At 68.5% G+C, this 13,377-nt stretch carries 14 protein-coding genes; 7 read left to right on the top strand and 7 right to left on the bottom strand.

The annotated features are described in order from the left end of the window. Positions 1-672: a DUF2059 domain-containing protein gene (locus tag DMC18_RS07635; protein WP_110132816.1), complete on the bottom strand. Its 672-nt coding sequence runs from the start codon at positions 670-672 to the stop codon at positions 1-3. Between the two features lie 143 nt (positions 673-815). Between DMC18_RS07635 and DMC18_RS07630 the strand changes: the two genes are divergently transcribed. Next, complete coding sequence (locus DMC18_RS07630; protein WP_110119528.1) at positions 816-1,232, top strand: organic hydroperoxide resistance protein; 417 nt, start codon at positions 816-818, stop codon at positions 1,230-1,232. Positions 1,233-1,275: 43 nt separating this feature from the next. Here the strand turns inward: DMC18_RS07630 and DMC18_RS26535 are convergent, their stop codons facing one another. Continuing rightward, the gene (locus tag DMC18_RS26535) at positions 1,276-1,665 is read right to left on the bottom strand and encodes a BA14K family protein (protein ID WP_199228413.1); all 390 of its coding nucleotides are present in this window, start codon (positions 1,663-1,665) and stop codon (positions 1,276-1,278) included. A gap of 173 nt (positions 1,666-1,838) precedes the next feature. Here DMC18_RS26535 and DMC18_RS07620 point away from each other — a divergent pair, with 173 nt between their 5' ends. The 5 genes from DMC18_RS07620 (at position 1,839) to DMC18_RS07605 (ending at position 7,059) form a co-directional block, all read left to right on the top strand. Beyond that, positions 1,839-2,591, top strand: a complete 753-nt coding sequence (locus DMC18_RS07620; RefSeq protein WP_110119527.1) for a YebC/PmpR family DNA-binding transcriptional regulator — start codon at positions 1,839-1,841, stop codon at positions 2,589-2,591. A 107-nt stretch (positions 2,592-2,698) separates the two neighbouring features. Further along, positions 2,699-2,743 carry a hypothetical protein gene (locus tag DMC18_RS26530; protein WP_199228414.1) on the top strand — a complete coding sequence of 15 codons (45 nt, stop codon included), beginning with the start codon at positions 2,699-2,701 and terminating at the stop codon, positions 2,741-2,743. A gap of 78 nt (positions 2,744-2,821) precedes the next feature. Beyond that, positions 2,822-5,734 (top strand): isoleucine--tRNA ligase, encoded by a 2,913-nt coding sequence (gene ileS / locus DMC18_RS07615; RefSeq protein WP_110132815.1) that lies wholly within the window; start codon positions 2,822-2,824, stop codon positions 5,732-5,734. A 126-nt stretch (positions 5,735-5,860) separates the two neighbouring features. Then, positions 5,861-6,361, top strand: coding sequence for a signal peptidase II (gene lspA, locus DMC18_RS07610; protein WP_110119525.1), 501 nt, complete (start codon positions 5,861-5,863; stop codon positions 6,359-6,361). 128 nt (positions 6,362-6,489) lie between these two features. Continuing rightward, positions 6,490-7,059, top strand: a complete 570-nt coding sequence (locus DMC18_RS07605; RefSeq protein ID WP_110119524.1) for a DUF3035 domain-containing protein — start codon at positions 6,490-6,492, stop codon at positions 7,057-7,059. Positions 7,060-7,131: 72 nt separating this feature from the next. On the opposite strand, the gene DMC18_RS07600 is transcribed toward DMC18_RS07605, so the two are convergent. From DMC18_RS07600 to DMC18_RS07580, 5 genes are all read right to left on the bottom strand, one after another. Beyond that, positions 7,132-7,449: a hypothetical protein gene (locus DMC18_RS07600; RefSeq protein ID WP_370444013.1), complete on the bottom strand. Its 318-nt coding sequence runs from the start codon at positions 7,447-7,449 to the stop codon at positions 7,132-7,134. Between the two features lie 184 nt (positions 7,450-7,633). Further along, positions 7,634-8,167, bottom strand: coding sequence for a DUF3617 family protein (locus DMC18_RS07595; protein ID WP_233248092.1), 534 nt, complete (start codon positions 8,165-8,167; stop codon positions 7,634-7,636). An 83-nt stretch (positions 8,168-8,250) separates the two neighbouring features. Beyond that, on the bottom strand, positions 8,251-8,754 hold the full coding sequence (locus DMC18_RS07590; protein ID WP_110119519.1) for a polymer-forming cytoskeletal protein: 504 nt from the start codon (positions 8,752-8,754) through the stop codon (positions 8,251-8,253). Positions 8,755-8,850: 96 nt separating this feature from the next. Then, complete coding sequence (locus tag DMC18_RS07585; protein WP_110119518.1) at positions 8,851-9,180, bottom strand: Mpo1-like protein; 330 nt, start codon at positions 9,178-9,180, stop codon at positions 8,851-8,853. Positions 9,181-9,295: 115 nt separating this feature from the next. Beyond that, positions 9,296-9,793 carry an Lrp/AsnC family transcriptional regulator gene (locus DMC18_RS07580; RefSeq protein WP_058348122.1) on the bottom strand — a complete coding sequence of 166 codons (498 nt, stop codon included), beginning with the start codon at positions 9,791-9,793 and terminating at the stop codon, positions 9,296-9,298. Positions 9,794-9,935: 142 nt separating this feature from the next. Here DMC18_RS07580 and DMC18_RS07575 point away from each other — a divergent pair, with 142 nt between their 5' ends. Next, positions 9,936-13,376, top strand: a complete 3,441-nt coding sequence (locus DMC18_RS07575; RefSeq protein WP_110119517.1) for an indolepyruvate ferredoxin oxidoreductase family protein — start codon at positions 9,936-9,938, stop codon at positions 13,374-13,376. Position 13,377 lies beyond the last annotated feature (1 nt).

Below are 13,377 nucleotides of genomic sequence, written 5' to 3'. Positions count from 1 at the left end.
CTACTTCTTCTTGGCTGCGGGCTTGGGGCATGACGTGTTGGTCATGCCGATCTTGCCCAGGTTGGCGCAGTAGCTCCTGGTGAAGGCGGCGCGGAAGACCGGGCCGCGGCGCTGCAGCGACGTCCGGGTCGTCTCCATGGTGCCCGGCGCCAGCTGGAGGACGCGCATGAACTGCGGGTGCTCCAGGGCGTAGGCGCCCAGTTGCTCGTTCTCCTGCGGCGTCATCGCGTCGGGCGTCAGCACCGCCTTCTGGCCCAGCGGGGTTTCGTAGAAGGTGCTGAGGTCGTTGATCTCGGCCGTCGAAAGCTGGGTGGCGTAGTAGGCCGCCAGGTCGTCGAGGACGCCTTGCGTCAGGCGGGTGCGGGGCGCTTCGACGGCGCTGGCGAAGGCGTCCATCACGGGGCGCTGCTTCTCGACCGGCAGGTCCTTGACCTGGCTGATGGTCTGCTCGCGGGTCTGGCCGATCAGCATGTCCAGCGTCCGGGTGACGCCCGCCTCGAGGTTCATGGCCCGCAGCAGGCGGCGGCCCTGCGCGATCTGCTCGGGCGTGACGGCGACCGGTTTGGCGGGGCTGGCCGGCGCGGCCGCCGGCTGGGCCTGGACGCCGGATGGTCCGGCGAGCGCCGCGGCGGCCACAGACGCGGCGCCGAGGATGCGCGTGAAGGTGTTCATTCTTCGCCCCAGATGAATGCGGGCTCGCCTTATCATTGCAGCGCTCGCCCTGTCCACGCGGCGGCTTCCGACAATCCACTCCCGCTTGCATCTGTCATGATCCGGGGCTCAAGCTCGATCCGAGGCCAGCCAGAGGAGCCCTCATGACCGACACCACCGTCTACACCGCCAAGGCCCACGCCGTGGGCGGGCGCCAGGGAACCGCCAAGACCGACGACGGCCACCTGGACGTGCAGCTGGGCTATCCCAAGTCGCTGGGCGGCAACGGCGAAGGCACCAATCCCGAGCAGCTGTTCGCGGCCGGCTACGCGGCCTGCTTCCTCGGCGCGCTGGGCCTCGTCGCGCGCGGCCAGAGCGTCGCCCTGGGCGAGCACAGCCTCGACAGCGAGGTCGATTTGATCAAGGACGACGTCAGCTTCCACATCGGCGTGCGCCTGACGCTGAACGCGCCCGAGGTCGATCGCGCGGTCGCCGAGGACCTGCTGCACAAGGCCCACCAGGTGTGCCCGTATTCCAAGGCGACCCGCGGCAACGTCGTGGTGGAACTGAAGGTGGCGTGAAGCCAAGAGGCGCGGAGCCGGCGGGCTCCGCGCCCTTCTCAGGCTACAGCACGCACCGGCGATAGACGCCCGGCCGCACGCGGTAGGTGTCGGTGCGCGGATTGTAGCTGCGATAGCGCTGCTGGCAGGCGCGCACGTGGCGGTACCAGCCGTTGTGCTTTTTCCAGTGCGACGGCGGGGCCGGCGGGCGCACGCCCCAGTGGTTGTCCCAGTGGCCGTAGTCCGGACCGCCCGGACGATTGGGGCCGGGCGAGGGCGTCGGCTTGCTCGGACCAGGCCCCGGGCCGTTTCCATGCCCGGGACCATTGCCCGGACCCTGGCCGCCGTGGCCGGGCGGGTGCGACTGGGGCGACGATTGAGGCGACTGGGCGATGGCGGCGGGCGCGGCCGCCAGCAGGGCCGCGCCGATGGCGGCGAGCATCAGTTTGCGCATGAAGCATACTCCGGCCGAGCCGGCGCCCGACGCGCCCCCGATCAAGGAACTCGGCGCGATCTCAACCGTCGAGCGCGCCCGTCAGTTCCATCCCCGGGGTGACAAGACGCGGCTTGAGGCGGTAGAAGCGCCGCCAACCCATTCATGTCACACATCTAGAGAAGAGCCTCCGAATGGCCGGCCACTCGAAATTCAAGAACATCATGCACCGCAAGGGCCGCGCCGACGCCGCGCGCTCCAAGCTGTTCTCCAAGCTGTCGCGTGAAATCACCGTGGCGGCCAAGACCGGTCTGCCCGACCCGGCCATGAACCCGCGCCTGCGCCTGGCCGTGAACAACGCCAAGGCCGAAAGCCTGCCCAAGGACGTCATCGAGCGCGCCATCAAGAAGTCGCAGATGGGCGACGCGGCGGACTACGCCGAGATCCGCTACGAGGGCATGGGCCCGGGCGGTGTCGGCGTCATCGTCGAGGTGCTGACCGACAACAAGAACCGCGCGGCCAGCAACGTCCGCTCGCTGTTCTCCAAGCACGGCGGCAATCTGGGGGCCACCGGCTCGGTGACCTTCAACTTCGACCGCCTGGGCCAGATCGAGTATCCGGCGTCCAAGGCCAGCGAAGACGACATGATGGAAGCCGCCATCGAGGCCGGCGCTCAGGACGTCGAGAGCGACATGGGCGAAGACGGCGGCCACACCGTCTACACCGCCTTCGAAGACCTCAACGAGGTTTCGGCCGCCCTGGAAGCCAAGTTCGGCGAAGCCTCCTCGACCAAGATCGTCTGGAAGCCCAAGCTGCTGAACGAGGTCACCGGCGACACCGTCGCCACCCTGATGAAGCTGCTCGACGGCCTGGACGAGGACGACGACGTCCAGAACGTCTATTCCAGCGCCGACATCAGCGAAGAAGATCTGGCCAAGCTGGGCTGATCTTCTTCGATCGGACGACGAGACGGCCGTTCCAGGCGACTGGAGCGGCCGTTTCCGTGTCAGGCTCCCCTTTGCGGGCGGCGGCCGCTCTGCTATCCCGTCGCACCATGAGTTCCGTTCGGAAGATCGCGCGAATTATCCGCCCGGCGTGACGCCGCCGGACGAGACCTCCAGCGCGCGCCGGGTTCCACCCGCCTTCTTCCGACATTCCAGAGCTGGATAGCCTTCCCATGGCCGACGACGCCGCGCCCGCCCGCGACTACCGCGAAACCGTTTTCCTTCCCGACACGCCGTTCCCGATGCGCGCCGGCCTGCCCAAGAAGGAGCCCGAGATCCTGGAGGGCTGGGCGGCCCTCTCCGACAAGGGCCTCTACGGCGCGGTGCGCGCCAGGCGCCAGGCCGACGGCGCGCCGCTGTTCGTGCTGCACGACGGTCCGCCCTACGCCAACGGCGCGATCCACATCGGCCACGCGCTGAACAAGATCCTCAAGGACTTCGTCGTCCGCTCGCGCTTCGCCCTGGGCTACGACGTCGACTACGTGCCGGGCTGGGACTGCCACGGCCTGCCGATCGAGTGGAAGATCGAGGAACAGTTCCGCGCCAAGGGCCGCCGCAAGGACGAGGTCCCGGCCGAGGAGTTCCGCCGCGAATGCCGCGCCTACGCCGCCGGCTGGATCGAGGCCCAGAAGGTCGAGTTCCAGCGTCTGGGCGTGCTGGGCGACTGGTGGAACCGCTACGCCACCATGGACTTCACCAGCGAAGCCAAGATCGTCGAGGAATTCCACCGCTTCGCCTCGAGCGGCCAGCTCTATCGCGGCTCGAAGCCGGTGATGTGGAGCCCGGTCGAGCGCACGGCCCTGGCCGAGGCCGAGATCGAGTATCACGACCACGTCTCGCCGACGATCTGGGTGAAGTTCCCGGTCGTCGAGGGCTCTGAGGCCGCGCAAGGCGCGAAGCTGGTGATCTGGACGACCACGCCCTGGACCATCCCCGCCAACCGCGCGGTCTCCTACAACCCCGACATCCCCTACGCCGTCTTCGAGGTGAAGGCGCTGGAGGAGGGTCTCGAATTCGCCCCCTGGTCCCAGGTCGGCGATCGCCTGATCGTGGCCGAGAAGCTGGCCGGCGAGGTCTTCAAGGCCGCCAAGGTCGCCGCCTTCGAGAAGGTCGAGAGCGTCGACTGCGAGGGCATGGTCCTGGCCCACCCGCTGGCCGATCTGGACAGCCACTACGGCTTCGCCGTGCCGCTGCTGGCCGGCGACCACGTCACCGACGAGGCCGGTACGGGCTTCGTGCACACCGCGCCGGGCCACGGCGCCGACGACTATCAGGTCTGGCTGGCCCACGGTCATCGCGAGATCCCCGACACCGTCGATCCGGACGGCGCCTACTACCCGTCGGGCGCCCTGTTCGCCGGCCTGAAGGTGCTGGAGACCGAGGGCAAGAAGATTGGCAAGTTCGGCCCCGCCAACGGCGCGGTGATGGACAAGCTGATCGAGGCCGGAAACCTTCTGGCCCGCGGCCGCGTCGAGCACAGCTATCCGCACAGCTGGCGCTCCAAGGCCCCGGTGATCTTCCGCAACACCCCGCAGTGGTTCATCCGCATGGACCACGAGGTCGAGGCCCTGGGCGGCAAGACCCTGCGCGAGACGGCCGTCCAGGCCATCGCCGACACCGCCTTCCACCCCGACGCCGGCCGCAACCGCATCGGGGCCATGGTCGAGACCCGTCCCGACTGGTTGATCAGCCGCCAGCGCAACTGGGGCACGCCGCTGGCGATGTTCGTCGACAAGCACACCGGCCACCCGCTGGTCGACGCCGACGTCAACGCCCGCATCCTGGCGGCGGTGAAGGAGGGCGGCGCCGACGCCTGGTTCACCCGTCCCGACGCCGACTTCCTCGGCAATCACGACCCGGCCCAGTACGAGAAGGTCGGCGACATCCTGGACGTCTGGTTCGACAGCGGCTGCACCCACGCCTTCACCATCGAAGGCCGCGACGACAGCGCCTGGCCGGCAGACCTCTATCTCGAAGGCTCCGACCAGCACCGCGGCTGGTTCCAGTCCTCGCTTCTCGAAGGCTGCGGTTCGCGCGGCCGCGCGCCCTACAAGGCCGTCCTGACCCATGGCTTCACCATGGACGAGAACGGCGAGAAGATGAGCAAGTCCAAGGGCAACACGGTGGAGCCGCAGAGCATCACCAAGGAGTCCGGCGCCGAGATCCTGCGTCTCTGGGCCGCGATGGTCGACTATTCGGAAGACCAGCGGATCGGCAAGACGATCCTGGCCACCACCACCGACGCTTATCGCAAGCTGCGCAACACCATGCGCTATCTGCTGGGCGCCCTGGCCGGCTTCGACGAGGACGAGCGGGTCACCGACTACAACGAGTTCCCGCCGCTGGAGAAGTTCATCCTGCACCGCCTGTGGGAGCTGGATGGCCAGGTGAAGGCCGCCTACGAGAGCTATCGCTTCTCCGACGTGATCCGGCCGCTGGTCGAGTTCTGCCAGAGCGACCTGTCGGCGATCTTCTTCGATATCCGCAAGGACAGCCTCTACTGCGACGCCCCGAGCGCCCTGCGCCGCCGGGCCTATCGCACCGTGCTGGACTACGTCTTCGACCGCCTGACCATCTGGCTGGCCCCGCTGGCCAGCTTCACGATGGAAGAGGCCTGGGTCACCCGCTTCCCCGAAGCCGGCCCCGTGGCCCTGCGCGTGGTCCCTGAGACCCCGGCGGCGTGGGAAAACCAGGCCGAGGCGGCCCGCTGGGCCAAGGTCGAGACCGTCACCGGCGTCGTCACCGGCGCCCTGGAAGTCGAGCGCCGCGAAAAGCGCATCGGTTCGGCGCTGGAGGCGGCTCCGGTCGTCCACATCGCCGACGCCGACCTGCTGGCCGCCTTCGACGGGCTGGACGCCGCCGAGGTGTTCCGCACCAGCGCCGCGACGCTGGTCGCCGGCGAGGGCGGCGCGTTCCAGGCCGACGAGGTCAAGGGCGTGTCGGTGGATCCGGTGAAGGCCGAGGGGAACAAGTGCGCCCGTTCGTGGCGCATCCTGCCGGAAGTGGGAACCGACCCCCGCTATCCGGAGCTTAGCCTTCGCGACGCCGACGCCGTGGCCTTCTGGGACGCGGCGCGTCAAAACTAATCTCCCTTCCCCCTCGATGGGGGAAGGGCCGGGGATGGGGGTGATACGGCGGTTCAGCTTCTGAGGCCGCGGTCACTCCCACCCAACCCTCCCCCATCGAGGGGGAGGGCTTATCGGGAGCGAACCTTGAAGATCACCCGCCTGGGCTGGACCGCCTACGCCGTCGCCGTCGCCACGGTGGTGCTCGACCAGATCTCCAAGCTCTGGGTGCTGGGCCTGCTGGGCCACGCCCAGGGCGCCAGCGCCTCGTTGCTGGGTCCGGTCCAACTGACCATGGTCCACAACTACGGCATGAGCTTTGGCCTGCTGCGCGACCACGCCGAATGGGGCCGCTGGCTGCTGACCGTGTTCTCGACGGCGGTGGTGATCGGCCTGGGCTTCTGGGCCCGCAAGGTCCTGCGGCCGCTGACGGCCGTGGGCCTGGGCATGATCATCGGCGGGGCGATCGGCAACAACCTGATCGACCGGGTGATCTACGGCTACGTCGTCGACTTCATCGACGTCTCGCGACTCTACTTCCCCTGGGTGTTCAACGTCGCCGACTCGGGCATCTCGGTGGGGGTCGCGCTCCTGTTGCTGGACAGTTTCATCGGTGAAGAAAAGAAGCTGTCGCACCAGACCGAATAGGGGCCAAACGGGGGCTCAGCGCCCAAGCAAGGCCACAAATCCGAAGGACATTGGCGCCCGCCCTCGGATGTCGTATCGAGGGCGTCCGATTTTTAGGCCCCGGGGGCGGCCGCTGGAGCATGGGTTTCATGAAGTTCAATCGGGTTGCGACCCTGAGCGTGCTGGCCGTGGCCGCCGCGACCGGTCTGGCGGGCTGCCAGTCGGCCTCGAAGGCCCTGGGCATGAGCAAGGTGGTCCCCGACGAGTTCCGCGTCGTGACCAAGGCTCCGCTCGTGGTTCCGCCGGACTACAGCCTGCGCCCGCCGGCCCCCGGCGAGCCGCGTCCGCAGGAACTGCAGCCGGAAAGCGCCGCCCGTCAGGCGCTGCTGGGCCAGAGCCTGGCCGCCAACCGTTCGGATGGTGAGAAGCTGCTGGTCGCCAAGGCCGGCGTCGACAAGGCCGACCCGCTGATCCGCTTCGTCGTCGACGACGAGAACGGCGACCTGGCCCACAAGGACGAAAGCTTCGCCAGCAAGGTGATGTTCTGGAAGAAGGACGACAAGACGGCCGGCGCCGTGACGGCCGCCGAAGCCGGCGCGACCGCTCCGGTTCCCGTCGACGCGGCCGCCGAGGAAGCCCGCCTGAAGGCCCTCACGGGCGGCGGCGCGATCGTCATCAGCCGCGAGAAGCAAGGCAAGATCAAGCTGCCGGGCCTCTAAGCCCGGGGCTGGTTCGCCTCGAAAGAATTAGACGGCCCGGAGGCTTTGCTTCCGGGCCGTTTTCGTTGGGCGTCAGCCGCGCGCGGTGCGTTCCAGGATGGCGCGCAGGGACTGGGCCTTCTGGGGCAGGTCGGACGACAGCCGCGAGGCCATCTCCCGCAGCCCTACGGCATAGGCTTCGCCGCCTTCGGCGATCTGCAGGGCGCGTTCGCCCAGGGCGATCAGGTCCCGCTCGAGGGCCTCGACTTCCTCGCGGGCCAGCAGGCGGGCTTCTTGTTGCAGACGCTGCAGACGCTGGGCCGTCGTCTCCGGCCCACGGGTCAGATTATAGACTTCGGCGCCGTCGGTTTCTTCCGGCACTACGGTCAGGTGCGGACCGCTGATCGTCATCTCGGCTCCTCGAACTCACGGAACCCCCATGCGATGACAATGAACCTACAAGCCTTGCTGTTCCTGTAAAAAATAGAGGCTACGCGCGAAGCTCGGCGCTTGTGGCGTTGGGGCCACATCGCCTGTTTTGGGTATGGTTTTTGCTTAGAGGCGGGGCATTTTCTCTAGTGGAAACCGGCTGTCTCTACTTGGGCTGCGCCTCGTCCTGATCCGACCCCGCGGCGGCCGCGTCGCAGGGGCCGACATAGACGCTCTCGCTCTGCAGCTTCATGACCTTCTTCACGCCATAGGCCTGGACGGTCATTTCGAGATTGCTGGTGGTGCGGGTCTGGAAGTCGCCCTTGACCACACCGGCCAGGCTGTAGGCGATCTTGTCCTTGGTGCAGGCCAGCTCGATCGTGAAGCCGTCGATGACCGGGGTGACCTCGGGCTTGCCGCAGGGCGTATCCTGGGCCGCGGTCAGGGCCGGGTCCTGGCCTTCGCCCACGCATTGGGTGGTAGTGCGCTCGGCGCCGCCGGGCGTGTGGGCGGTGGTTTTCCAGAGACCGGGGCGCATCAGCCGGGGCGGGCCGCCGGCGGCGGGAGCGGCTTCCGATTCCGCCGTGGGCGCCGATCCGCCGGCCGCCGGGGCGGCTGCCTTGTCGTCATTGCGCGAACAGCCGGCCGCCGCCGCGAGGGCGGCCAGCATCAGGGCGAGGCGGATGGTCGGCGTCGTCATGGGCGGGCCTCACTCGAACTGGCGGGCGCCGCTGGAGCGCCCCGCCAGAACAATACCCGGATCGCGCGACCAGTTTCCAGCGCTCAGCCGACCGCGGGCGCGTAGGCGGCCGGCGTGGTCGCGACCGGGGCAGCCGGGGCAGGGGCAGGAGCCGGCTGCGGCGCCGGGCGGGTGAACTTGACGCTGCGGCCCTGGAAGTCGGCGCCGGTCTCCATGGCCAGTTGCTCGTGGGCGATGTCGCCCTCGACCTTGGCGGTGCCGTAGAGGCGCACGGCGCGGGCGGCGACCGTGCCCTTGACCTTGCCGTGGATCTCGATGGCCTGGGCGGCGATCGAGCCTTCCACCTGGCCGTTGGGGCCCAGGACCAGCTTGCCGACCTTGATGTCGCCGATCACCAGGCAGTCCAGGTGCAGTTCGCCGTCGCCCGAGACATCGCCGCGGATGGTCAGGCCCTGGGCGATCAACGAGGCGGGCTTGGGACGGGGCGGCGGAGCCGGCGCGGCGGCCTGCGGCTGCTGGGCTGCGGGCGTGGTCGCCAGGGGCTCCAGGGCCAGCGGGGCGGGAGCGTCTTTCTTCTTCTGGAACATCTGGCGGCGGCTTTCTCGAAATGGGTCGCTTGCCAACCTAAGCAGCAAGTGCGGCGCCAATCTGAAAACCGCGTGCGAACGCGCGAATTCCTGGTGCTACCAGGGCCGGCGACCCGCCACCGTCTCGAAGAACAGCCGGAAATCGCCCATCAGGCTGAACAGCGGATAGGTGAAGGTGGCGGGGCGATTCTTCTCGAACACGAAGTGGCCCACCCAGGCGAAGCCGTAGCCGACGACCGGCGCGGCCGCGAAGAACCACGGGCTGACCGTGAAGCCCATCACCAGGCTGATGATGACCAGGCCCGTGCCGACCACGTGCAGGCGGCGGCTGGTGCGGCTCTGATGTTCGGAGAGATAGAAGGGATAGAAGTCGGCGAAGCGCCTGTAGCGCTCTGCGCCGGCCGCAGGCTCGACGTGCTGGCCCATGGGGCGTGTCCTCCCGGTCGATGTAGCCCGACCTTGTGCCCAATGGAGGACGCATCCGGCGTCGGATGCAAGGGGTCTCGTCGAGGGCGGCCCAGGCCGCCCCCGAACGGGAGCCTCAGCCCAGCGGGCTAACGTAGGGGCTGACCAGGCCGAGCGGCACGGCCGTGGAGTTCTTGACGCCGCGGATGACGATGCGGCTTTCGATGTTCGACACCAGGCCCAGCGACAGGATCTTGTCGCGCAGGAATTCGTCGAAGGCGTGCATGTCGCGGGTGACGATGCGCATCTCGTAGTCCGCCGCGCCGGTCACGGTGGCGCACTGGACGACTTCCGCCCACTTGGCCACGGCGTGCTCGAAGGTCTCGAGGTTCTCCTTGGTCGGCAGCGACAGCTTGACCGTGCAGTAGACCTCGAAGCCGAGGCCCAGCTTTTCACGGTCGAGAATCGTCACGCGGCGCTGGATGACGCCCGCGTCTTCCAGTCGCTTGATGCGTCGCCAGCACGGGCTGGAAGACAGCCCGACTCGCTCGGCGATCTCGGCGACGGACAGTCCGGCGTCGTGTTGGATGAGATCCAGGATCTTGGCATCCACGGCGTCGAGTTGTTCGGACAAGAATTCCTCCCCCCAGAGGGTGTTTGACGCGTCGATCTTGCGCAAAACCGACACGAGTCGGGCACGCCTTGGGCAAACAATTTCCGCGCTTCTATAAGATATTGCGTGACGGGCGAAAAGACCCGGGAGGAAAAATTTTGCCATGCGGCACTCGGAAGTCACGCTCGACGACAAATATGTGCTCGAAGATGGTCGCGCCTTCATCACTGGCGTGCAGGCGCTGCTCCGTGTGCTGCTCGATCGAAAGCGCCTGGATCGACTCGCCGGACTGAACACCGCCGGCTTCATGTCGGGCTATCGCGGCTCGCCCCTGGGCGGTCTCGACCAGCAGGCCGCGCGCATCAACAAGCTGCTCACCGCCCACGACGTGGTCTTCAAGGAAGGCCTCAACGAGGACCTGGCCGCCACCGCCGTCTGGGGCAGCCAGCAGGCCAACCTGTTCCCCGGCGCGACCCACGACGGCGTCTATGGCCTCTGGTACGGCAAGGCGCCCGGCGTCGACCGCACCGGCGACGTCTTCAAGCACGCCAATTTCGCGGGGACCTTCCCGACCGGCGGCGTGCTGGCCGTGGCCGGCGACGACCACGCCTGCAAGAGCTCGACCCTGCCGTCGCAGTCGGAGTTCGCCTTCCAGGACTTCGAGATCCCCGTGCTGTCGCCGGCCGACGTGCAGGAGGTGCTCGACTACGGGCTTCTCGGCATCGCCATGTCGCGCTTCTCCGGCCTGTGGACCGGCCTGATCGCCCTGGCCGACACCATGGACAGCGGCGTCACCATCGACGTGTCGCTGGATCGCCACCACGCGGTGATCCCGGACTTTCCGATGCCGCCCGGGGGCCTCGGCATCCGGCTGAAGGACCAGCCGATGGAGAAGGAGCGCCGGCTCCGTCTGCACAAGATCCCCGCCGCCCTGGCCTTCGCCCGCGCCAACCAGATCGACCGCGTGGTGCTGGGCGCCTCGCACGTGCGGGTGGGCAAGGCCCGCCTGGGCATCGTCTGCCAGGGTCAGGCCTACAAGGACGTGCTGGAGGCCTTCTCGGCCATGGGCGTGAGCCTGCAGGAAGCCGCCGATCTGGGCGTTTCGGTCTACAAGGTCGGCATGCCCTGGCCGCTGGAGCCTCTGGGCCTGCGCGCCTTCGCCGCCGGTCTCGAAACGCTCATGGTCATCGAGCACAAGCGCGCCCTGATCGAGCCCCAAGCGCGCGCAGCGCTGTATGATCTTCCCGCGCAAGCCCGGCCCCGCATCATCGGCAAGACCGACGAGAAGGGCCATCCGCTGCTGTCGGAGCTGGGTTCGCTGTCGGTGGCCGAAATCGCCCTGGCGATCTACGATCGCTTGCCGCCGGGGCCGCACATGGAGCGCGCCCGGGCCTATCTCGACCGCGTCTCGGCCGCCGGCGTCGCCGCCGTCAGCCTGGCCGCCGACCAAGCCCGCAAGCCGTTCTTCTGCTCGGGCTGCCCGCACAACACCTCGACCAAGCTGCCCGAGGGCTCGCGGGCCCTGGCCGGCATCGGCTGTCACTACATGGCCGGCTTCAACGACCCCTCGACCGACCTCAACACCCACATGGGCGGCGAGGGCCTGACCTGGGTGGGCGCGGCGCCCTTCACCACCGAGAAGCACGTCTTCCAGAACCTGGGCGACGGCACCTACAACCACTCGGGATCCCTGGCGATCCGGGCCGCCGTCGCGGCGGGGGCGCACATCACCTACAAGCTGCTGTTCAACGACGCGGTGGCCATGACCGGCGGCCAGCGCGCCGAAAGCGGCTTCACCCCCGCCCAGATCACCCGCCAACTGGCCAGCGAAGGCGTCTCCAAGACCGTCATCGTCGTGGATGACCTCAAGCGCTACGAGGCGGTGACCGACCTGGCGCCCGGCGTCGAGATCTTCCCGCGCGCCGAACTGATGAGCGTGCAGCAGATGCTGCGCGACACGCCCGGAACCACGGTGCTGCTCTACGACCAGACCTGCGCCACCGAGAAGCGCCGGCGCCGCAAGCGCGGGACGATGGCCAAGGCGACCCAGAAGGTCTTCATCAACCCGCTGGTCTGCGAGGGCTGCGGCGACTGCTCGGTGAAGTCCAACTGCGTGTCGATCGAACCGCTCGACACCGCCTTCGGCCGCAAGCGCAAGATCAACCAGTCCAGCTGCAATCAGGACTATTCGTGCCTGGAGGGCTTCTGCCCGTCCTTCATCACCCTGGAAGGCGCCGAGAAGGCCGGCGAGAAGGTCAAGCCCGCGCCGCTGTCGGTCGATTCCACGCCGCTGCCGGCGTTCGAGGACTTCCACGGGGTGCGGCGGATCATCTTCACCGGCGTCGGCGGCACCGGGGTGACCACCGTCGCCTCGATCCTGGCCATGGCCGCCCACATCGACGGCCGCGCCGGCAGCGTGGTCGACATGACGGGCCTCGCCCAGAAGGGCGGGGCGGTGTTCAGCCACGTCAAGATCGGCGAGCTGGAGGACACCATCGTCGGCGGCCGCGTGCCGGCGGCCAGCGCCGACGTGCTGATCGCCTGCGACCTGCTGGTCGCCGCCAGCCCCGAGGCCCTGTCGCTCTACGCCAAGGACCGCACCATGGCCTTCGGCAACAGCGATTTCGCTCCTACGGCCGACTTCGTCACCAGCCGCGACGTGCGCTTCGACGGCGGGGCGATGGCCCGGCGGGTCAAGGCCGCGACCAAGGCCTTCGACGCCTGTCCGGCCCAGCGCCTGGCCGAGAGCCGCTTCGGCGACGCCATCTACGCCAACATGATCATGGTCGGCTTCGCCTGGCAGCGCGGGGTGATCCCGCTCTCCAGCCGCGCCCTCTACCGGGCCATCAAGCTGAACGGGGTGGACGCCGACGCCAACCTGCAGGCCTTCGAGCTGGGCCGCCAGATCGCCTTCGACCCGGCCGCGGCCGGCGACAAGCCGACCGACGTCCCCACGCCCCAGACCGAGCCGCTGGACGCCCTGATCGCCCGCCGCGTCGAGGATCTGGTCGCCTACCAGGACGCCCACTACGCCGCCCACTACGCCGAGCGGATTTCCAAGGTGCGCCACGCCGAGGTCGCCATGGTCGGCGAAGGGGCGGACCTGCCGCTGACCCGCGCGGCGGCGACCAATCTCTACAAGCTGATGGCCTACAAGGACGAGTACGAGGTCGCCCGTCTCTACACCGACGGCCGCTTCGCCCAGGAACTGGCCGGGACCTTCAAGGGCGGCAAGGCCAAGGTCTGGCTGTCGCCGCCGCTGATCGCGCCCAAGGGCAAGGACGGCAAGCCGCGCAAGATCGCCTTCGGCGGCTGGATGCTGGATCTGGCCTTTCCGATGATCGCCCGCATGAAGGGCTTGCGCGGCGGGGCCTTCGACATCTTCGGCAAGACCGAGGAGCGCCGGATGGAGCGTGGCCTGATCGCCGACTACGAGGTCACGCTCGATCGCCTGGTCGCCGGCCTGCGTCCCGAGCGCAAGGCCTTGGCGCTGAAGCTGGCCGAGGTTCCGTCCGAGATCCGCGGCTATGGCCACGTCAAGGAAGCGGCGGTCGAGAAGGCCAAGGCGACGGCGGCGAAGCTGTGGGGGCAGTGGGAGGGCTGAG

The organism is Caulobacter sp. D5 (genome assembly GCF_003185805.1).
Classification (GTDB): domain Bacteria; phylum Pseudomonadota; class Alphaproteobacteria; order Caulobacterales; family Caulobacteraceae; genus Caulobacter.
Note: the sequence above shows the minus strand (reverse complement) of the source record. Positions and strands in the feature narration are given on the sequence as shown.